General features: G+C 35.0%; 16 protein-coding genes and 1 tRNA gene. 1 reads left to right on the forward strand and 16 read right to left on the reverse strand.

The annotated features are described in order from the left end of the window. Window positions 1-36 precede the first annotated feature (36 nt). The 3 genes from pth to AC4FQ3_RS16350 all read right to left on the reverse strand — a co-directional run bounded on the left by pth (window position 37) and on the right by AC4FQ3_RS16350 (window position 3,069). Complete coding sequence (pth, locus tag AC4FQ3_RS16340) at window positions 37-711, reverse strand: aminoacyl-tRNA hydrolase (protein ID WP_491182537.1); 675 nt, start codon at window positions 709-711, stop codon at window positions 37-39. A gap of 683 nt (window positions 712-1,394) precedes the next feature. Beyond that, entirely contained in the window at window positions 1,395-2,006 is a 612-nt protein-coding gene (locus tag AC4FQ3_RS16345; protein ID WP_042564800.1) for a 50S ribosomal protein L25/general stress protein Ctc, read from the reverse strand. 121 nt (window positions 2,007-2,127) lie between these two features. Then, window positions 2,128-3,069, reverse strand: coding sequence for a ribose-phosphate pyrophosphokinase (locus AC4FQ3_RS16350; protein WP_042564801.1), 942 nt, complete (start codon window positions 3,067-3,069; stop codon window positions 2,128-2,130). Window positions 3,070-3,299: 230 nt separating this feature from the next. Here AC4FQ3_RS16350 and AC4FQ3_RS16355 point away from each other — a divergent pair. Then, a tRNA-Leu gene (locus AC4FQ3_RS16355) sits at window positions 3,300-3,379 on the forward strand. 112 nt (window positions 3,380-3,491) lie between these two features. On the opposite strand, the gene AC4FQ3_RS16360 is transcribed toward AC4FQ3_RS16355, so the two are convergent. From AC4FQ3_RS16360 to AC4FQ3_RS16420, 13 genes are all read right to left on the reverse strand, one after another. Continuing rightward, window positions 3,492-4,409 (reverse strand): hypothetical protein, encoded by a 918-nt coding sequence (locus AC4FQ3_RS16360; protein ID WP_491182538.1) that lies wholly within the window; start codon window positions 4,407-4,409, stop codon window positions 3,492-3,494. A 2-nt stretch (window positions 4,410-4,411) separates the two neighbouring features. Further along, the gene (locus tag AC4FQ3_RS16365) at window positions 4,412-5,860 is read right to left on the reverse strand and encodes an MBOAT family O-acyltransferase (RefSeq protein ID WP_491182539.1); all 1,449 of its coding nucleotides are present in this window, start codon (window positions 5,858-5,860) and stop codon (window positions 4,412-4,414) included. Window positions 5,861-6,002: 142 nt separating this feature from the next. Further along, window positions 6,003-6,473: an OsmC family protein gene (locus AC4FQ3_RS16370; protein WP_491182540.1), complete on the reverse strand. Its 471-nt coding sequence runs from the start codon at window positions 6,471-6,473 to the stop codon at window positions 6,003-6,005. Window positions 6,474-6,549: 76 nt separating this feature from the next. Then, on the reverse strand, window positions 6,550-7,428 hold the full coding sequence (locus AC4FQ3_RS16375; RefSeq protein ID WP_491182541.1) for an alpha/beta fold hydrolase: 879 nt from the start codon (window positions 7,426-7,428) through the stop codon (window positions 6,550-6,552). A gap of 172 nt (window positions 7,429-7,600) precedes the next feature. Further along, a complete protein-coding gene (locus AC4FQ3_RS16380; protein WP_491182542.1) occupies window positions 7,601-8,785 on the reverse strand; it encodes an aldose epimerase family protein in 1,185 nt (394 codons plus the stop codon). Window positions 8,786-8,874: 89 nt separating this feature from the next. After that, window positions 8,875-10,383, reverse strand: coding sequence for an L-arabinose isomerase (gene araA / locus AC4FQ3_RS16385; protein WP_042564806.1), 1,509 nt, complete (start codon window positions 10,381-10,383; stop codon window positions 8,875-8,877). Window positions 10,384-10,535: 152 nt separating this feature from the next. Beyond that, window positions 10,536-11,237 carry an L-ribulose-5-phosphate 4-epimerase gene (locus tag AC4FQ3_RS16390; protein WP_042564807.1) on the reverse strand — a complete coding sequence of 234 codons (702 nt, stop codon included), beginning with the start codon at window positions 11,235-11,237 and terminating at the stop codon, window positions 10,536-10,538. Further along, a complete protein-coding gene (locus tag AC4FQ3_RS16395) occupies window positions 11,221-12,912 on the reverse strand; it encodes a ribulokinase (protein WP_491182543.1) in 1,692 nt (563 codons plus the stop codon). Before AC4FQ3_RS16395 ends, AC4FQ3_RS16390 begins: the two co-directional genes overlap by 17 nt. 167 nt (window positions 12,913-13,079) lie before the next feature. Then, the gene (locus tag AC4FQ3_RS16400; protein ID WP_491182544.1) at window positions 13,080-15,065 is read right to left on the reverse strand and encodes an alpha-L-arabinofuranosidase family protein; all 1,986 of its coding nucleotides are present in this window, start codon (window positions 15,063-15,065) and stop codon (window positions 13,080-13,082) included. A 299-nt stretch (window positions 15,066-15,364) separates the two neighbouring features. Next, window positions 15,365-16,345 carry an arabinan endo-1,5-alpha-L-arabinosidase gene (locus AC4FQ3_RS16405; RefSeq protein WP_491182545.1) on the reverse strand — a complete coding sequence of 327 codons (981 nt, stop codon included), beginning with the start codon at window positions 16,343-16,345 and terminating at the stop codon, window positions 15,365-15,367. A gap of 52 nt (window positions 16,346-16,397) precedes the next feature. Further along, window positions 16,398-17,357: a glycoside hydrolase family 43 protein gene (locus AC4FQ3_RS16410; protein WP_491182546.1), complete on the reverse strand. Its 960-nt coding sequence runs from the start codon at window positions 17,355-17,357 to the stop codon at window positions 16,398-16,400. Between the two features lie 358 nt (window positions 17,358-17,715). Beyond that, complete coding sequence (locus tag AC4FQ3_RS16415; RefSeq protein WP_491182547.1) at window positions 17,716-19,338, reverse strand: arabinan endo-1,5-alpha-L-arabinosidase; 1,623 nt, start codon at window positions 19,336-19,338, stop codon at window positions 17,716-17,718. 12 nt (window positions 19,339-19,350) lie between these two features. Continuing rightward, entirely contained in the window at window positions 19,351-20,898 is a 1,548-nt protein-coding gene (locus AC4FQ3_RS16420; RefSeq protein ID WP_491182548.1) for an alpha-N-arabinofuranosidase, read from the reverse strand. Between the last annotated feature and the right edge of the window lie 25 nt (window positions 20,899-20,923).

The raw sequence follows: 20,923 nt of genomic DNA on the forward strand, positions 1-20,923 counted from the left end.
TATTTAGCTTTTTAATACCTAAATAGTTGGAAATCTTTATTTTCCATTAAAAGTGGTCATGGTATTTTCTAAACCCGCAGTTCCAAAAGATTTTATAATTTCTGAAGCAACTTCCAAACGTTCCGGCAATTTTGCTTTTTCATCTTCATCCCAATCACCTAAAACATAATCGATTTGTTGTCCTTTTTTAAACTGATCACTAATACCAAATCTAAAACGGGTGTAGTTTTGCGTATTTAATATCAGATTAATGTTTTTTAGTCCGTTATGACCGCCATCACTGCCTTTTGGCTTGATTCGGATGGTTCCAAAAGATAAATTTAAATCGTCTGTAATCACCAAAATATTTTCTAGCGGAATGTTTTCTTTATCCATCCAATATTTTACGGCTTTACCGCTTAAATTCATGTAAGTGTTTGGTTTAAGCAGAAAAAAAGATCTTCCTTTAAATTTATATTCAGCCAAAGCTCCCAATTTTACGGTTTCAAAAGAAAGTCCTTCTTTTTTCGCTAAAAAATCAAGGACTTTAAATCCTATATTATGTCTTGTATTTACGTATTCGGCACCGATGTTACCAAGTCCTACAATTAAATATTTTTTACTCACGCTTTTTATATTGTTTTTTGGGTGTTCGTGAACCTCCGGTTTCATATTGTCTGTGTTCTCTTCTTTTTGTGTTGATGAAAACAGTTTTGTTATCCATTTTATCATGTCTGCAAAAATAGGGTTAATTTGGTAATTAGAAAATGTGTCAATTAGATAATTTGAATTGTATTGCCGTTTAACCGTGAAGTTTGCAAGGTTTTACGCAAAGTGCGTGGAGATGGCACGCGGATGACACGGATTTAACCGATTTATGCAGATTTTTTTATAGTATTAATTTATGTTTCCTTTTTGTCAGACTGAGCGGAGTCGAGGTTCCGCAAAGTATTTCAATTTAGATTGTCGAGTTTCTTGCGAGACTTCGACTCCGCTCAGTCTGACAATACTGTAGACTTTCATAACTTAGAAACTCAGTATCTTAGCAACTTAGAATCTTATAAAAACTAAATCTCTGGCTAGCCCTGACAGAAGTGGTATCCTTTTTCTGGCTTCTTTAGCCAGGAAAAGATATAGCGGATGGCAGGAACGTTAGGTCTTGGAATCCAAATGTTTCTGCTTCTAAAAATTAAATTCCAAATTTTAAAATTCCAAATCCCAATCTTATGGAATAAAAAAATTAAAGACAAAAAAAGCACAAAAACAGAAAAGGGTTTCTCCCGAAGCCTCGGGATCGCTCAGCTTGACACCGGATAGAAGACTTAGAACCTCAACATCTTAGCAACTCAGAACTTCTAAAAACAAAAAAAGCACCAATCTTTCGATTGATGCTTTTGTATTGATTTGAAAAAAAATTATTTTTTCTTTCCTTTTGCAGGAGCTTTTGCAGCTTTTGCAGCTTCTTGAGCAGCTTTCATAGCAGCACGAGAAATTCTTACCTGAGCTACAACTGTATTTTCAGGGTGCATCACTTTGTATTCTGGGCTACCAACTTTAGTAACGTATAATTTGTTACCCATTTCAAGTGGAGTAATGTCAGCTTCAACAAAATCAGGAAGATCTTTAGGTAAAGCTTTTACTTTTAATTTACGAGTGTTTAAACGTAAAACACCACCTGCAAGAACACCTTTTGATGTACCAACAACTTTTACAGGAACTTCCATAGTGATTTCTTTGTCATCAAATAATTGAAAGAAGTCAATATGTAAAATTTTGTCAGATACAGGGTGAACCTGAATATCTTGTAAAATTGCATTGAATGATTTTCCTTTTCCAAGCTCAATCACAACTGTGTGTGCGTTTGGAGTGTAAACCAAGTTTTTGAACGCTGCAGCGTCTGCTGAGAAGTGTACTGCTTGATTTCCTCCGTATAACACGCAAGGAACCGCTCCAGCATTACGTAAGGCTTTAGTTGACACTTTGCCCACGCTTTCTCTTTCTGATCCTTTAATTGTAATCGATTTCATTGTAAAAAAATATAGTTATTAATAAATATTCTAATTTGCTATAAGCTTTAAGCAATATGCCTTAAGCTTTTTCTGCACTAAGTAATAAAGCTTATAGCCTAAGGCTTAAAGCTTACTGCTTCTACATTATAAATTTTCCACTGATGGAATTGTTGTGGTGCACCATGTGCATTACTTCAGCAAAAAGAGGTGCACAACTCACTACTCTAATTTTGTTTGATTCTTTCTTTAACGGGATAGAATCGGTAACTATTAATTCGCTTAATTTCGAATTTTCAATTTTTTCGTAAGCGCCGCCTGATAAAATAGCGTGTGTACAAATTGCTCTAACGCTTAATGCTCCTTTTTCGATCATTAAATCTGCCGCTTTTGCTAATGTTCCACCAGTATCGATCATGTCGTCTACTAATATTACGTTACGACCTTTTACTTCACCTATTAGCTCCATAGTGTCGATAACGTTGGCTGCTTTTCTTTGTTTATAACAGATTACTACATCTGATTCTAAAAACTTAGAGTAAGCATATGCTCTTTTTGAACCTCCCATATCAGGAGATGCAATTGTTAGATTTTCTAAATTTAAACTCTGCACATATGGCAAAAAGATGGTTGATGCAAATAAATGATCTACCGGCTTTTCAAAGAATCCCTGAATTTGATCTGCGTGCAAATCCATTGTCATTATTCTTGTTGCTCCTGCAGCGGTTAGCAAATTTGCCACTAACTTTGCTCCAATCGGAACTCTTGGTTTGTCTTTTCTATCCTGTCTTGCCCAACCAAAATAAGGCATAACAGCTGTAATATGTCTTGCTGATGCGCGTTTTGCAGCATCAATCATTAGTAATAATTCCATCAAATTATCAGCAGATGGAAAAGTTGAGCACACGATAAAAACGCGTAATCCTCTGATTGACTCTTCGTAAGATGGCTGAAATTCTCCATCACTATACGTTGACATCGTTACTTTGCCTAGTGGAATTCCGTATTGTTCGGCAATTTTCTCTGCAAGATAAACACTTTTTGAACAAGCAAAAATTTTAGCTTCTGGTTCTAGGTGCGACATTATAATTTGTTGTTTTGTAGTTAGTTGTGTGTGCGTCGTTTTAACGAGGTGCAAATTTAGAAAATTTATTGGAGACTGAAAGGAAAAATTTAAGTATTTTTAGTAGAACATTTAATTTAATTTTTTACATTTGCACCGTGTTAAAGGAATAAGCACAGTTATGACATCATAATTACTTATTCTATTGCGTTAAAATAATTGATTTATTTGATTGTTTTTTCGTCTGCTAAGCCCGGATGGCGGAATTGGTAGACGCGCTGGTCTCAAACACCTGTGGGAAACCGTGCCGGTTCGACTCCGGCTCCGGGTACAAAAACCTCTTCTTTCGAAGAGGTTTTTTTGGTTTTATAACTTTTTATTGGATCAGGTTCAAAAGTTGAGGACAATAATACTTCAGGGGAAAAACACTAATCTTGTTTTTATTATTCTTCTTTATTGATTAAATTATTAATAATTCCTGATAATTTTTTTGCTCCTATTTCATTTAAATGATCCCCATCATAAAAATCTTTATATACAAATGACTTATCATTAAGCAGATTATAATAAGAAGTGTTTTTATTTTTATTTGACAACTGGGTCATAGTATAAATAGTGTTTTTTATTTGTTTTGGTGCAAGATTATCTACATATGTTTTATAAGCAGGTGAAGTAATAAAAATTACTTTAATCTTTCGCAATTCGGCAAACTGAATAATCTTATTCAATCTTTCTATATTCTCTTTATAACATACATTATTTTCTATATCTAAAGTATGTCTTTTTGCCGCTTCCATTCCCGTTTCATTTAAATCATTGCTTTCAGTTGACTTATGTCTTGTACCCCAGCCTAATTTATTACAAGTTATATCATCTATTCCCTTACTATAATACCTCTTAATTCTAGAGAAATGATCCTTTAATTTTCCATCGATTATCTCGAAATTATAAAACATCTTTGTATTTAAATCTATATCATAATATATTTTATATTTTTTTTTTCGCCATCTTTCTGCTCCAGAATCAAGCGTTGAATAAAGGGAAAAATAATCAACCGGCACTACAATATATTTAAGATTACTCCAGTTTTTATATTTTGTTAGAATAGCTAAATCATAATCTAATGACTGTGAAACATGTGCTGCATTAAAACTTTTCTTTTTGAAGTACAGTGGATCAATACCATAATATGTATGTGAACTACCTAAAAAAAGAATTTCAATTTTGTCTGAATTATGTTCTAAATATTTATTTTTATATGAATAATCATTTGGTATTCTTCTTGACAAAATTTCCATAAATATGGTTAACAAAATAATTGGTGCCAAAAAAACAATGACACGCTTAGTAAATTTTCTCATAATTAAAATTGGAAATAAATAAATTGTTGCTCGGAGCCGGCAAAATAAAACACAGCAAATATAATAGCGTAATAGAATACCCATCTTATAACTTTAGGGAATGTTTTACCTAATTTTTCAATCGCATATTGTTCTTCCCTTCCCAACCATTCTATTAATATAAAAATAATTATCAATAATACTAGAGGCTTAACAAAATCATCCTTATCATACATAGGATGTACAAATAAGCTTTTTGAAAATATTTTCGTGATTATATTCCAAGCATGTGATAAATTTTCTGCTCTAAAAAAAACCCATGCAAAAACAGTTAAACTAAATGTAAAAAACATTGATACTAATTCCTTGAGCGTTGGAAAATATTTTCCCTGAGCGACAATGTCAAGATTAGTTCTATTAGTATTAAAAATTATGGAAGGCAAAATAAATAAAGCATTCAGAAACCCCCATACAATAAATGTCCAATTTGCCCCATGCCAAAAACCGCTTACAAGAAATATTATAAAAACATTCCTAACTTTCATCCAGTTTCCTCCTTTACTTCCGCCTAAAGGTATGTATAGATAATCTCTAAACCAGGTTGACAAAGATATATGCCAACGCCTCCAAAATTCGGCTATATCCCTTGAGAAATAAGGAAATGCAAAATTCCTCAATAAATCAATTCCGAAAAGCCTAGCTGTACCTATTGCAATGTCAGAATAACCTGAAAAGTCCCCATAAATTTGAAAAGTAAAAAATATTGCTCCAACAAGAAGTGTACTTCCTGAGTACTCACCCGAATTATTGAATATTATGTTAGCATATTCTGCACATTGATCAGCAATTACTACTTTTTTGAATAATCCCCATAAAATTTGTTTCAATCCATCGACTGCATTCGAGTAGTCAAAATTCCTTTCCTTTTTTATTTGTGGTAAAAGATGTGTGGCACGTTCGATTGGTCCTGCCACCAATAATGGAAAGAAACTCACAAACACAGAATAATCAACAAAATTCCTCTCAGGTTTAATTCGGTCTTTGTATATATCAATTACATATGACAGTCCATGAAAAGTATAAAAGGAAATTCCGACAGGCAAAATCACTTTTAAAAACAACGGACTTATAGAAAATCCAAAGCCCGAAATTACATTAGCAAAAGAACTGGCAAAAAAATTATAATATTTAAAAACACCGAGAAATCCAAGATTTACAGCTACACTCAACCAAAACCAAAACTTCTTACTTTTTTGACTTTTTGCTTCATACATTTTAATTCCTGTGTAATAATCTAATAAAGTCGAAAAAACAAGTAAGAATAAAAAACGCCAATCCCAGCAGGCATAAAAAAAGTAACTTGAAAATAAGAGTAAAATGTTTTGAAGTTTAAGCGATTTATTTGTAACAAACCAATAGAGAACAAATACTATAGGCAGAAATACTGCAAAATTAATTGAGTTAAAAAACATTCTTCAGTTTATATGTGAATTTAAAATTTTACTTTAGTTTTGGTAAAATTTTTGGGTAAAAATAACTTTTTTAAGGGATTTACACTTCTTTTAATTCTAAAATTACTAAATAAGATAATTTCATATTTACACGGAATATCTCTTAATTGGTCTCACAACTCGCCTCATGCAAAACAGGAAAATTGCATGAATTAGCGATAAAACACAATTGATTTGCTTTTGTATGAAGTTCAATAGCCAATTCGACTTTATCTGGATTCGAAATTTTTACTTTCGGATTTAATCTTACGGCAACAAAACGCCCGCTCCCATCTGGATTAACTTCGAGCGTTGCTTCTGCATTATCTGAATATTCGAGAATTTCTATTCCATTTTGAGAGCATACATATAAATAGGACATCATGTGGCAGGAAACCAAACTGCTCAAAAGCAAATCTTCGGGATTGTATAATTCAGGATCGCCTTTGAACGCTTTTGCTGCCGAAACATTTAAAATTGGTTTTCCTTCAATTTTAATTTGATGATTTTTGCTATAAAATCTTTTTGTTGAATCTTCCTGGATTTGATTTGAAGCCCAATTTAATGTTGCTTTGAATATATGTTTGAAAGTCATTTTTTGTTTTTTTTAGCCACGAATTACATGAACTTGAAATTCATGGCTAAAATAACACAATTCTGTTGATCTGCTTTTATTTACCCCATTTAGTCCAATCTGAATCTGGTCTTTTAAACGGTTCTGATAAAAACTTATTTGCTAATGCATTAAATACTTCCGGACTTGAAGCCGGTGCAAAATGAGTTTCGCCAGGCATAATACATAACTGTGCCTTAGGTATATTTTCAAAAATTTCTACCGAATGTTCATTTTTAATAATGTCTTTATCTCCTGCTATTATGAGTACTTTTGCTTTAATTTTTGATAAATCTTTAGTTGCAATATTAGGCTGATCTACCAAAAGTCCGGCAAGCTGTTTTTGTAGATTCCAATTCTCACTAGTGTCTTTCTCTTTAATTTTTGACACAATCATTTTTCTCATGTTCTGTACATCATTTGTAGCCCACGAATTAACAGCTGTAGCATCAGGTCTTAAATTTGCCCCCATAGCCACAATTTTCTTTATTTTTGACTTGCCAGAAATACCCATTTGCAAACCAACAATTCCACCATCACTCCATCCAATAATACTTATCGAATCAAGTTTTAAGCGATTAACTAATTCCTCTATATCTTTTGTAATCTGAACGTATGTCAAAGAATCTGTTTTCAACTCCGATTTACCTTGGCCTCTATTATCAGCAACAATAACTCTGTATTTACTTTTAAAATAATCAATTTGATTTCCCATTGATTCAATACTTCCTCCATTTCCATGAATCAATAACAAAGGTTCACCTTTTCCATATTCTTCATAATAGATTTTAGCTCCATTAATTTCAGTAAATTTTCCAACAGCGGTATTTTTACCATAAGGCGTGTCAAATTTATAATTCATCTGAACCTGAGCGCTTCCTATTGCACCTATAGAATAGATTAATAAAAGAAGTAATAATTTAATTGATTTTTTCATAAGTAAGAGGTTTTTTTAGATAGTTATCTCCCAAATGTAAGAAAAAATAGCACGAATTAACAAGGTCTATTTTATAGTTATTCATCTTCATTATTTACAAATAAAAAAACCTCGAAAGCATAACTTTCGAGGTTTCTTAGAGAATTACTAACTAATTAACATAATTCCAAAACTATTTCTGAACAGAGAATTTGAAGGTAGTTTTAGTTTTATAATTTTCTCCCGGGTTTAAAACCGTTGTCGGGAAGTTTTTCTGGTTTGGAGAATCTGGATAATGTTCTGTTTCCAGACATAAACCTGTTCTGTGTGCGAACGTACCGCCTTTTGGCATTGGCAAAGTTCCGTCAAGGAAATTTCCAGAGTAAAACTGAATTCCAGGTTCATCTGTTGTCATTTCCAAAACTCTTCCGCTTGCTGCGTGATATACTTTTGCTATGATTGTTTTTCCTTTTTCAGGATTGTTCAATACCCAGCAGTGATCGTAACCTTTTCCTCTTTCTAACTGTTCGTTTTTTACTTCGATATCTTTTCCAATTAATTTTGGTTTTCTGAAATCGAAAGGCGTATTCGCAACATCATCTAATTTTCCTGTCGGAATTAAAGTCGCATCAACCGGAACTAATTTATCTGCATTCAAAGTCAATTCGTGATCTAAGATTGTTTTTGTAAAATCTCCTGATAAATTGAAATAAGAATGCTGCGTTAAATTCACAACTGTTTTCTTATCTGTAGTCGCCTCGTATAAAACTTCTAATTGATTATCATTTGTCAATGTATACGTTACAAAAACTTTTAAATTTCCAGGATAACCTTCTTCCATATCTTTACTTAAATAAGATAATTTCAAAGTTGCCGCATCTCCGGATTTTGCTTCATCAGCTTTCCAAACCACATTAAAATAGCCTTGCGGTCCACCGTGTAAAGCATTTGGCGCATTGTTTATTGCCAATTGATATTCCTTTTCGTCTAAAGTAAATTTCCCTTTAGCGATTCGGTTTCCGTATCTTCCGATCAAAGCTCCAAAAAATGGATTCGCTTTTTCGTATTGAGCCAAATTATCAAATCCGATTACAACATTTTCCGAAACACCCTCTTTATTAGGTACTTTTAAATCTGTAATTCTTCCTCCAAAAGTGATGATATCAACTTCCATCCCGTTTTGGTTTTTCAATTTATAACTGTCGACTTTTTCTCCTTTTCCAGTTGTTCCATAAGAAGATTTCTCAATTGTAACTGTAGCTTTTTTATCTGAAGAAACTGTAGTGTCATCCATTTTTTTATCGTTTTTACATTGAACTGAAATGAAAGCCAAACTCAGTAGGCCAATTCCAAAAATATAACGTTTTAATACATTCATAAATGATATTTTTAATTGGTTAAATGTTAGATGTTAAAAGTAGCAAAAAACCTTAGAATCTTAGCAACTTAGAACCTTAGTCCCTCAGACTATAATCCATGTTGAAACAAATGATAGTAAGCTTCGTTGGCGTTAATTTTATCTTTGAAATCTCTAATTGTCGTTTTTTCATCAATAACCAATAATTCGATTCCGGCGATATCAGCGAAATCTTCCATATATTCTGTTGTCAATGACTGGCTGTAAACTGTGTGATGCGCTCCACCAGCCAAAATCCAGGCCGTTGCAGCGATATCAAGATTTGGTTTACAATCCCATAAAACTCTTGCAACCGGTAATTTAGGCAATTCAGCCATTGGTTTTATCGCTTCAACTTCGTTTACAATTAAACGGAAACGAGTTCCCATATCAACCAAAGAAACATTAATTGCATCTCCGGCAGGCGAATTAAATACCAAACGAGCAGGATCTTCTTTTCCGCCAATTCCTAAAGGATGCACTTCGCAAGAAGGTTTTCCATCAGCAATTGATGGACAAATTTCCAACATGTGAGATCCTAAAACATATGATTTTTGCGGTGTGAAATGGTATGTGTAATCTTCCATGAAAGACGTTCCTCCCTCAAGACCCACGTTCATTACTTTTAAGGCACGAACCATTGCCGCTGTTTTCCAGTCTCCTTCTCCACCAAAACCATAACCATCGGCCATTAATCTTTGTGTTGCGATTCCAGGTAATTGTTTCCAAACACCCAAATTTTCAAACGTATCTGTAAAAGCTCCAAAACCTCCTTCTTCAAGGAAAGCTCTTAAACCTAATTCAATTTTTGCCGCTTCCGCTAATGAACTTCTTTGCGCCCCGCCTTCTTTTAAAGCATCAGTCAAAGTGTATGATTGCTCGTAAACTGCCAATAAATCATTTAATTCTTTATCCGTAACTTTCTCAATATATTTAGTGACATCTGAAGAATCAAAACCGTTAACTGACATTCCGAAACGAATTTGAGCTTCTACTTTATCACCTTCCGTTACGGCAACTTCACGCATATTGTCTCCAATACGGGCTACTTTTAAGTTTTGAAGTTCATCCCAACCCAAAGCTACTCTTGTCCAGATACCTAATTTTTTCTGAACCCTTTCATCTTCCCAATGTCCTACAACCACTTTGCGTTTTTTACGCATTCTTGACATGATGAAACCAAATTCACGATCTCCGTGAGCCGATTGATTCAGGTTCATGAAATCCATGTCGATAGTTCCCCACGGAATTTCAGCATTGTATTGTGTATGTAAATGACATAACGGTTTTTTCAAAATGCTCAATCCGCCGATCCACATTTTTGCAGGTGAGAAAGTGTGCATCCAGGCAATAATTCCGATACAGTTTTTAGCAGAATTTGCCGCTAAACAAACATCTAAAATTTGCGCAGGCGATTTCACAACATCTTTATAAACTACTTTTACCGGAATACTAGATGTTGCATCTAATCCTTTTGCAATTATTTGCGAATGCTCCGCCACTTTTCTTAAAGTTTCTTCACCGTATAATTCCTGGCTTCCTACTACAAACCATACTTCTTTTTGAGAGATATCAATCATGTTCTTTTGTTTATTTTGTTTCAAGTTTCAGGTTTCAAGTTTGTTGGAATCTGAAAATCTCGAATTGTTATTTTTAAGTTTTCTTTGTTTCAGGTTTCAAGTGTCACGTTCCAATAACTTGAAACAAAAAAAACCTGAAACCTGAAACTTTTTTACTGCCCGTAATACGAATCTTTTCCGTGTTTGCGGTTGTAATGTTTCTTTATTAATGAATCTTTTAATCTTGGTGCGTTTGGGTTTATTTGTAAAGTCAGGTACGCCATTTCGGCTACGACTTCAAGAACCTTACTGTTGTAAACTGCTTTTGCTGCGTTTTTCCCCCAGGCAAACGGACCGTGATTTCCTATCAAAACCATTTCTACTTCTTCGTACGAAAGATTTTTTTCTTTGAAACAATCCAAAATCTGAATTCCGGTATTGTGTTCGTAGTTTCCTTCTATAAGTGCATCTGCCATTGGCGGCGCGCATGGAATATCTGCCGTTAAATGGTCAGCATGCGTGGTTCCGAAAATTGGAATATCTTGCTGAGACTGTGCCCAAGCTACAGAATAGGTTGCATGTGTATGAGCAACGCCTCCAATGTTTGGCCAGTTTTTGTATAAATAAGCATGCGTTTTTGTGTCAGATGACGGACGCATTGTTCCTTCAATAATGTTATTATCAAAATCGACAATAACAATATCTTCCGGTTTTAAATCTTCGTAGGGAACGCCGCTTGGTTTAATGGCAAAAACACCATTTTTTCTGTCCACGGCACTTACATTCCCAAAAGTATAAACTACCAAGTTCAATGCGTTTAACTGCATATTCGCCTCGTAGCATTCTTGTTTTAAATCTTTATAAAGAGAACTCATTTTGTGTAATTTTAATAGATGGATCTGCGAAAGCACTTAATTGATCATAAGCAATCAATAATTTATTGTAAGCTGCTACTTTGTCTAATTGAGGGAAATATTCTCCATCAAAATCGCTTCCTATTTTTTGACTTGCTTCGATTACGTTTGGATAAATTCCGGCTGCAACTGCTGCATAAATCGCCGCTCCCAAAGCCGGAGTCTGATCTGAAGCTGCAATTTTAATTGGCTTGTTTAAAACGTTAGCTAAAGTCTGCATAATAAAAGGCGATTTTCTGGCAACGCCACCAATTCCGATTACGCTGTCAATTTTCACTCCTTCTTCTTCAAAACGATCCACGATTTTTTTCGCTCCAAAACAGATTGCGTTTACTAAAGCTTTAAAAATATGTGGTGCTTTTGTTCCTAAAGATAAATTCGAAATTGCACTTTTTAATTCCTGATTGGCATCTGGCGTTCTTCTTCCATTAATCCAGTCTAAAGCAATTGGAAGACTTTCTGAAACCGGAATTTTCTCTGCTTCTTTTGTCAATTCTACAATTAATTTATCGCTGAATTCTTCTCTTAGTTGTTCTTTTTGTTCTTCATTTAATATTGAAGAAGAAGTCAATAAATGTTCCGTTGGCCACATTAATAATTCTTTGTACCAGGCTAATAAATCTCCAAAAGCAGATTGTCCCGCTTCAAGACCAATAAAACCTGGAATTACAGATCCGTCAACCTGACCACAGATTCCGCGAACGGTTTTTGTTCCAACTTCATCATAAGAACCTACCAGAATATCGCAGGTTGAAGTTCCCATAACGCGAACCAAAGTATTTTCTCCAATTTTTGCTCCAACCGCTCCAGAATGCGCGTCGAAAGTTCCAACAGCCACAATTGTTTCTGTTGAAAGTCCTAAACGGTCTGCCCATTCTTTGCTTAAATTTCCGGCAACTAAATCAGAAGTATACGTTTCATCATATAAATTTCCACGAAGCGTTGCTAAATACGGATGAAGTTTTTCTAAGAATTCAACCGGAGGCAAACCATTCCAATCTTCGTGCCACATGGCTTTGTGACCCGCTGCGCAACGGCTTCTCTTAAAGGTTTTTAAATCTTTATCTTCAATTAACAAATACGTCATTAAATCGCAGTGTTCCATCCACGTGTGTGCTGCATTTCTAACCGCTTCATCTTCTCTGGCAATGTGCAGGATTTTTGCCCAAAACCATTCTGATGAATAAATTCCGCCAACATATTTTGTTACGTTTTCTCCTCCCCAGCTTACTGCTAATTCATTGATTTCATTTGCTTCGTTGATTGAAGTATGATCTTTCCAAAGAACCATCATTGCGTTTGGATTTTCCTCAAAACCTTTTGTCAAAGCAAGCGGAATTCCCTCTTTCGTAACCGGAACCGGCGATGATCCTGTTGTATCAATACAAATTCCTTTTATCAAAGAAGGATCAACTTTACTTTCTTTTATAACATTCTGAATCGTGCTTTCTAATCCTTCAATATGATCCAAAGGATGCTGACGAAACTGATTTATCGATGCGTCACAATATTGTTTGTTTTTCCATCTTTTGTAATGAGAAACATTTGATGCTAACTCCTGCCCATTTTCAGTATCTATTAACATCGCTCGAACAGAATCTGTTCCGTAGTCCAATCCTATAACGTAATTTTTCATTCGAAATTAATTTTTAATAACGCAAATATAATTATAAATAATTCATAAGTGTATAAAAAACACTTAACAAAAATAAGTGCTTGATTTTTTTACAAATAATGCATCAAAACAGGCATTTAAGGTTAAAACAGAAAATAAACGTTGCTTATACATTTATTCTGTTGCGATTACTTCATCTTAATTTTTAAAACAGTAACCGAGTACGCCGGAAAATCATATTGAACCTGACTCCCTTTCAACTTAAATTCACTTTCTTTTGGACTAATTTTAGTTGGAGTTTCAAAAGAATTCTCGTCATTCAATCCATCTCCTTTTAAAATTATAGCTGTTCCTTTTGTATCTAATTTTGTTCCCTTTACATCAATTGAAACATTTTGAGCCGTTGCAGAAGTATTCACAATTTTCAGAATTACTTCTTTAGAATTCATATCTTTTACTGCAGATGCAAACAAATCATTTTGTCCCGTTACCGCTTTTCCGTCTTTTGTAATATTGATTAAATCGGTTCCTTTATTGTTTGAAAATAATTTCTGGACATAATAATTTGGCGTCCCGTAAGATTGTAAATTATTGAACCAAATCATATCCGGTGTCCATTGCCAGCCTTCAACGTGAGCCAGCAAAGGCGCATAAGAAGTTAAATGAACGACCTCAGCATTGCGCTCCATTCCGGTCATGAAAGCGGCTTCAGAAAAAGCACATTCCCAATTGTTTTTGTTATCCGGACTTGCAATTGCTACACTTTGCGCTGCATATTCTCCGGCAAAAATCTTTGGTCCTTTACGATCGTAATTGTCGTAACGTGTTACATTTTTTCGAAACCATGCCGGGTCTTTATAATAGTGCTCGTCAACGATTTCTGCATTCAGTTTTTTAAGTGCTGCCATGCCATAATCAAAGAAATCTCCATCAGGAAATGGTCCTGTTCCGGACACAATAGTAATGTTTGGATATTTTGATTTGATGGCTTTTTGAAACACTTTGAAACGCTCGATATAATCTGGTCCCCATTGCTCATTTCCAACTCCAATGAATTTTAAATTGAATGGTTTTGGGTGTCCCATATCAGCTCTCACTTTTCCCCAGGCGGTAGTTTGATCACCATTGGCAAATTCAATTAAATCTAAAGCATCCTGCACATAAGGATCGATTTGATCCATCGGAACCAATTCTCCTGTGTTGAACTGACAAGCCATTCCACAGCTTAAAATTGGCAATGGAGAAGCTCCAATATCTTCTGAAAGCTGGAAATATTCATAAAATCCTAAACCAAAACTCTGGAAATAATCCGGTGCCAGTTTGTGTGCAAATTCCGTATTCCATCTGTTAATCATCGTTTCTCTGTCTTCTACATTTCCAATCGATTTTTTCCATTGGTAACGCAATGCCAACGTTTTTCCTTCAACAATACAACCTCCCGGAAAACGTAAAAATCCTGGTTTCAAATCGTATAATAATTGTACTAAATCAGCACGCATTCCGTTTTTTCTGCCTTTCCAGGTATCTTCCGGAAACAGCGAAATCACATCTAAATCTATAACTCCGGTTCCTTCAAAAGTGATTCTAATTTGTGCTTTTGCTTCTGTTGCAGTTGCCGTTAATTGTGCTGTATAATTTGTCCAGTCTTTTGAGGTTGGTGCAATCGAAGTTTCACCTAAAACCTTTTTATTTTTATCTATGAATTGAATTTTAATCTTCGAAATGTCTCCGGATATTTTTGAAGCTTTCAGAGACAAATTATAATGCAAATCTTTTTTGATTCCCATTCCCCTGAAACCTTCATTTATCAATTCATAACCGCTGGCATCTTTTACCGTAACCCTGCAGTAATTATGATTTGTTCCTTTTTGAGAATACTGAATAATATTGGCAATTCCGGATTGCTCATTTAATTTATGTCGGTCGCTGTTTGGTTCTTTCCAACCCATCATCGGCGTTTCAAATTCAAACGATCTGTTTTTGATCATTTCAGCATACAAACCTCCATCGGCAGCAAAATTGATATCTTCAAAAAATACTCCATACATCGTTGGCTGAATTTTCGTTACTGTTTTACCAGCTTCAACCTGAAGATTGTTTTTTTGTGCCGATGCATAAAAACCGTTCAGCAATAAACCGCAAAGGGTAATTTTGGTAATTAAATTGGACTTCATTTTTATTTTGTTTGTGTTTTATGGCACGCGGATGACGCGGGTTAAAACGGATTTTTATTTTTTTTTAACTATATCTTTATTTAAACACATAGAAACATAGTTTTTGAGCGCTAAAAAAGGCATTTCATTTACTTAAAGACAAATAGATATGTATGTGTTTAAAAAATTTCTCACGCAGATCTGGCAGATTTAGCAGATTTTTTTCTAATCTTTTAATCCCTTAATCTTGGCAAAATCTTGATTCTTTCTTCTTGCCTCTATCTTCTATATTCCATGTTCTATATTCTGTGTTCTATATTCTATTTCAAAACGGGCCATAAATCAGCATCCCAAATCATTTCTCTAACTATTAATCTTGGCGTTCCGTTGGTTTTCTTTTCGTAGCCGTGATAAAAAATATAATCTTTACCATCAAACGTATAAGCGCTGTTATGGCCTACGCCAAAGTAATTTTCGTCGCTTTGAACTACTAAACTGCCTCCGCCTTCATTTAATGGTTTTCCATCTTTATCTACATAAGGTCCGGTCACATTTTTAGATCTTCCAACAACAACTTTATAGGTGCTTTTTTCTCCGCGACAGCATAAATCCCAAGAAAGGAATTGGTAATAATAACCGTTTTTATTGAAGATAAAAGGAGCTTCGAGCGCGCCATCGCCGGGATCAGAATCTGGTAATTCGAAAGTTCTTTTACGTTTTGAAATCGTGTGCCATTCCTGTGGCTGTACAATCGATTTTAAATCCGGATTTAGTTTTACCATTTTTAATCCTTCCCAAAAAGAACCAAATGATAACCAAGGCGTATTGTTCTCATCAAAAATTAAATTGGGATCAATGGCGTTCCACATATCACGATTGGGCTGCGACTGAATCACAATTCCCTGATCGATCCATTTGTAATTTTTATCTTTTGAATCTAAGGTTGTATTGGTTGCAACGCCAATTGCCGATGTGTTTTTGGCAAAAGCCGAAACAGAATAATAGAGGTAATATGTATTATTATGAAATGAAATATCCGGCGCCCAAATATGATTTTTAAAATCGGCTGCAACACCATCTGCCCAAACTGGTTTTTCTGTAAAAACCGGTGCTTCTTTATTCCAGTTTTTTAAATCTTTCGAACTAAAAACACTGATTCCTTTTCCGGTACAAAACAAATAATAAGTATCTTTTTGTTTGATGACAACCGGATCGTGTACCACAATTTCCTGTGCAAACAAAGCCGAAACCATCAGCATCATTAAAACAGAAAGTATATATTTTATGTTTTTGTAAACCATATAAGTGATATAAGAAAATTTAAGTTTGGTCTGTTTTTATTCTGAAAACTTTTTACTGAATTCCTTCAGATGTCATCACCACTCTTTTCATTGTTCCGTCTTTATTATAAAACAATTTATCAACGCAGACAGATCTTCTAAAACTTCCCCCATTTGGCTGCGTTGCTCCGTTATGATAAATAAAATACGATTGTCCTTTAAAATCAATTATCGATTGATGGTTGGTGTTACTGTTTCCGGCTATTTCATTCAAAATTCCTTTAAATTCCCACGGCCCTGTAATTGACTTGCTCATGGCGTAGGCAATTTTCTCAGGAAATTCATAAGCATAAGACAAATAATACCAGCCTTTGTGTTTGTGAATCCAGGGTGCTTCAGTAAAATGCGGTAAATCTATTGTTTGAATTGGTCCGTCTAATTCAAGCATATTTTCTTTTAATTTAGCATAATGACAAACTGTGTTTCCCCAAATTAAATACGCCTGATTATCATCATCAATATAAACTGTTGGGTCAATATCATCCCAGCTTATTTTGGTATGCGTTGTCATATCATTTGTAATTAAAGCTTTTCCTAATGCATCTTTAAAAGGCCCGGTTGGGTTGTCTGAAACTGCAATTCCAATTGATTTTCCGGGAATTGTTCCGTGAGAAACGGTTACATACCAATAAAATTTTCCGTTTCTTTCAATAACCTGCGAAGCCCATGCATCACCAGAAGCCCATTTAAACTCACTCGCCTTCAACGGCACGGAATGCGATTCCCACTTTTTCATATCTGATGAAGAATACACTACCCATTCGTTCATTTTATAAAAATGAAAATCATTTGGCGCTTCGTCATGACCCGCATATAAGTAGACTTTGTCTTTGTAAACCAATGCCGCGGGATCGCCTGTATATTGATCTTTAATAATAGGATTATTGAATTTTGCAGGGTCAATTTGACTTTGAACTGTTGGACAGAATGCAAGCAAAACTAAAAGTGATAGGCTTGTAATTGTATTTTTCATTATGATTTATTTTAATACATAATTGCTATGCGTTAAATATTTTTTCACGCAGTCCCGATAGCTATCGGGAGCAGATTTTTTTGATCTTTAATTCTTTTAAATTTATTATAAAGTAAGCCCCAGCGGGGCGACATGTTTATAGAAATTCTATTTGTTTTTCGTAAGAGCCCCATCGGGGTGACATATTTTCGTCAATTAAAAAAAGTTAGATATCGCTCCGCTGGAGCTAATAAAAAAAACATACTATAATTGCTATAAACATTATGCTCCTACGGAGCTTTCAATAATCCAAACTGTTTTCTTTAAATCTATGTTATTTTTTGTTTTTTTGGATTTGAAATTTAAAACTTGAAATTTTTTAATTCACTTTCTTACCCCAAACAGGTAATCCTCCAGCGGTCAAACCAGAATAACTCAAGGTTACTTTTCTGGTTGCCGATTCCCAATCCCAGGCATCAATTACGTTGCATTTTACTCCATTTATCGTCAGGATTTTTTTGGTGCTTTCATATGACCATGTTCCTGTAACATCTCCACTTACTTTTTTATCAGCGGTTAAATTAATTGTTATCGATTTTTGAATGGTTTTGTATTGATAATTCATTGTAATTTGTTCCCATGTTCCAATGATGTTGGCTTCGGCAAAAGCGGTTGTTGGCACTCCTGCATAACGTTCGGGTTCTACTACGGGCCAGCCATCTTCTGTCCATTGAATACCGCGAACATGTCCCATCATTATAGCATTCGAAACATTAATTCCGGGAACTCCCTCTGGCAAACGAGCCTGCGAAGCATAATACCATTGTTTAGTTGTTGAATTTTGAAAAATTCCGCAATGCGCAAAACCAACCCAGCCGGTATGATTTTTAAAAGAATAGGGATGCGTCAACATCGGGAAACATTCTGCTCCAGTGGTAATACTCATTCCTGTATTGGTTAAATATGGCCCTAAAATACTTTTTGAACGTGCAACCCGTGTGTTGTATGCAACTGATAATTCATCATAAGCCAAAAACAAATAATAATATTGCGTGTCGGGATTATAGATAATTTCCGGACCTTCGAGTGCCTGCCAGCGGTTTGTATTTACGTTTCCGCGTCCTGCAATTCGCACTCCGTAATCATCTATTGTTTGTAATTTATCCGGTTTTCCTGTGGTTGGATTTAATTTTAAAGCTGCAATTCCGGAATGCCACGAACCGTAAATTAAATACTGATCACCTTCGGGTGTTTCGATAAAACTCGGATCAATGGCGTTGAATTTAAAATAAGCATCCCAATCGTTTCCTCCGTTTCTAACGTAACTTTTTACCCCATCAGGTTCAGAACAAACGACCATTCCTTTATCTGTCCAATTATTTGAAGCCAAATCGTCCGTTTCGGCTAAGCCAATAAAAGCACGTTCTGACCAGGATGTATTAGTGTCTGATCCTACAATCGGATTCGTTACGACAATGCTATAGTACATTCTGAATTTGTTTCCCACTTTTCGAACGCACGGCGCCCAATATGCATAATTCGGGTTTTCGATAGGAGGAAGGGCAGGCGACATTCTTGCTCTTTTGTTGTTTAGCGAATCTTTTACCCAAGCCGGAGCCTGCGCCATTGAAGATCCCATAAATTCCCAATTGATTAAATCTTTTGATCTTCTGTAAAAAAAATGTCCGTTGCCTTCATGTGCATTTCCGTAAGAAGCATCGGTTTGATACATATAATAATATTCTCCTGATTTTTCTACGGATGGATCATGTACGTTGGCTAAATTCCATTGTGCCCTGCTTCCCCAACTTGAAATTGAAGTATAATTATCTGCATAAGCAGGTCCCGGAAAAACTGGCGTAACCAAAGGCGGATCAACAACTACAGGCGGATCCGGAATTTCGGCAGCAGGATCATCATTAGAACAACTTACAACAATCGCTGCAAGCAAAAAAAGTCCTAATTTGAATGCTTTTTTTATAATGGAATTTGATTTTTTCATCTTTTTAGATTTTTATTTTCCTTCTAAAACAACAACCGAAAAAGGAGGAATTGTGATTTCTAATTTTCCTTTTTTGTTTTCGAAACCTTTAAAAACTGTTGGTATAATTTTATTTGGCGTATCAAATGAATTGTAATCCTGAAGTTTTGCCGATGTTAAAACGGTTCCTGTAAAGTTTTTAACCCCAAGATCTTTTAAGTCAATTTCAACTTTGTTTTTATTTTTTGCATCTACATTTACTAATGAAATATGAATTGCTCCATTTTTATCTTTTGAAGCTGATGCCGAAACTGCCGGAAGTGTTTCTCCGTTGAAAGTATATAATGGCGATTGAAAGTTTACCGGCAATAGTTTTGCATCCTGATGAACGCTGTACATTTTCATAACATGATACGTTGGCGTTGTAATCATTTTAGCCTTGTCTGTAAGGATTACGGCTTGCAAAACGTTTACACATTGTGCTAAATTGGCCATACGAACTCTGTCTGCATGATTGTTGAAAATATTTAAAGTTGATCCAGCTAAAACCGCATCTCTCATTGTATTTTGTTGGTATAAAAATCCGGGATTTGTACCTTTTTCTACGTCATACCAGCCTCCCCATTCGTCAACCATCATGGCTACTTTTTTCTCTGGGTCGTATTTATCCATAATGGCAGAATGTTTTGTAACTAATTCTTCCATTTTTAAGGCTGATTTCATGGTTTTAAAATAACCTTCTTCGGTAAAATTAACGGCTTCTCCTTTTTTACCCCAATCTATTACGGCATAATGATGCACGCCTACTCCGCCCAACATATTTAGCGGAATATTTTTCATTAAAACTTCTGTCCAATTATAATCGGCGCTGTTTGATCCTGAAGCGATTCTGGTAATTCCGCCTGTATTTTCCCAATCAGACATAAATGTGGCAAATTTGCGATATTCTCCGGCATAATATTCTGCTGTCATATTTCCTCCGCAACCCCAGGCTTCATTTCCAATTCCCCAGAATTTAACTTTCCATGGCTCGGTTCTTCCGTTTTTTTTACGCAAATCACTCATCGGGCTTTTACCGCTAAAATTGGCGTATTGAACCCAATCAGATAATTCCTGAACGGTTCCGCTTCCTACGTTTCCAGATAAATATGGTTCTGCACCAAGAAGTTCGCACATATTAAGAAAATCATGTGTTCCAAAACTATTGTCTTCGGTTACACCGCCCCACCATTGGTTTACGATTGTTGGTCTCTGTTCTTTTGGTCCAATGCCATCTTTCCAGTGATAAGTATCTGCAAAACAGCCACCCGGCCATCTTAAATTCGGAATTTTTAAATCTTTTAAGGCTGCAATAATATCATTTCTTACACCCTTCGTATTTGGTATTTTTGAAGTATCTCCCACAAAAAATCCTCCGTAAATACAGCGTCCTAAATGTTCAGCAAAATGTCCGTAAATATTTTTATTGATGGTTGGTGCATCTGCATTATTTTTTATGGCTACTACGGTAGTTCCGCCTTGAGCGAAACTAAACTGACTACAAATACTAATAAGGAATGTGATTAAAAATGCTTTTTTCATGTGTGGATAATTATTTGTTATGTGA

Source organism: Flavobacterium sp. AK-345, from assembly GCF_058310175.1.

Excerpts from the sequence above, each read along its gene's own strand:
- pth (WP_491182537.1), bottom strand. The coding sequence starts at position 711 with ATGATAAAATGGATAACAAAACTGTTTTCATCAACACAAAAAGAAGAG.
- AC4FQ3_RS16400 (WP_491182544.1), bottom strand. The coding sequence starts at position 15,065 with ATGAAGTCCAATTTAATTACCAAAATTACCCTTTGCGGTTTATTGCTG.
- AC4FQ3_RS16360 (WP_491182538.1), bottom strand. The coding sequence starts at position 4,409 with ATGAGAAAATTTACTAAGCGTGTCATTGTTTTTTTGGCACCAATTATT.
- AC4FQ3_RS16380 (WP_491182542.1), bottom strand. The coding sequence starts at position 8,785 with ATGAATGTATTAAAACGTTATATTTTTGGAATTGGCCTACTGAGTTTG.
- AC4FQ3_RS16415 (WP_491182547.1), bottom strand. The coding sequence starts at position 19,338 with ATGAAAAAATCAAATTCCATTATAAAAAAAGCATTCAAATTAGGACTT.
- AC4FQ3_RS16370 (WP_491182540.1), bottom strand. The coding sequence starts at position 6,473 with ATGACTTTCAAACATATATTCAAAGCAACATTAAATTGGGCTTCAAAT.
- AC4FQ3_RS16410 (WP_491182546.1), bottom strand. The coding sequence starts at position 17,357 with ATGAAAAATACAATTACAAGCCTATCACTTTTAGTTTTGCTTGCATTC.
- AC4FQ3_RS16390 (WP_042564807.1), bottom strand. The coding sequence starts at position 11,237 with ATGAGTTCTCTTTATAAAGATTTAAAACAAGAATGCTACGAGGCGAAT.
- AC4FQ3_RS16375 (WP_491182541.1), bottom strand. The coding sequence starts at position 7,428 with ATGAAAAAATCAATTAAATTATTACTTCTTTTATTAATCTATTCTATA.
- AC4FQ3_RS16345 (WP_042564800.1), bottom strand. The coding sequence starts at position 2,006 with ATGAAATCGATTACAATTAAAGGATCAGAAAGAGAAAGCGTGGGCAAA.
- AC4FQ3_RS16365 (WP_491182539.1), bottom strand. The coding sequence starts at position 5,860 with ATGTTTTTTAACTCAATTAATTTTGCAGTATTTCTGCCTATAGTATTT.
- AC4FQ3_RS16405 (WP_491182545.1), bottom strand. The coding sequence starts at position 16,345 with ATGGTTTACAAAAACATAAAATATATACTTTCTGTTTTAATGATGCTG.
- AC4FQ3_RS16350 (WP_042564801.1), bottom strand. The coding sequence starts at position 3,069 with ATGTCGCACCTAGAACCAGAAGCTAAAATTTTTGCTTGTTCAAAAAGT.
- AC4FQ3_RS16395 (WP_491182543.1), bottom strand. The coding sequence starts at position 12,912 with ATGAAAAATTACGTTATAGGATTGGACTACGGAACAGATTCTGTTCGA.
- AC4FQ3_RS16420 (WP_491182548.1), bottom strand. The coding sequence starts at position 20,898 with ATGAAAAAAGCATTTTTAATCACATTCCTTATTAGTATTTGTAGTCAG.
- araA (WP_042564806.1), bottom strand. The coding sequence starts at position 10,383 with ATGATTGATATCTCTCAAAAAGAAGTATGGTTTGTAGTAGGAAGCCAG.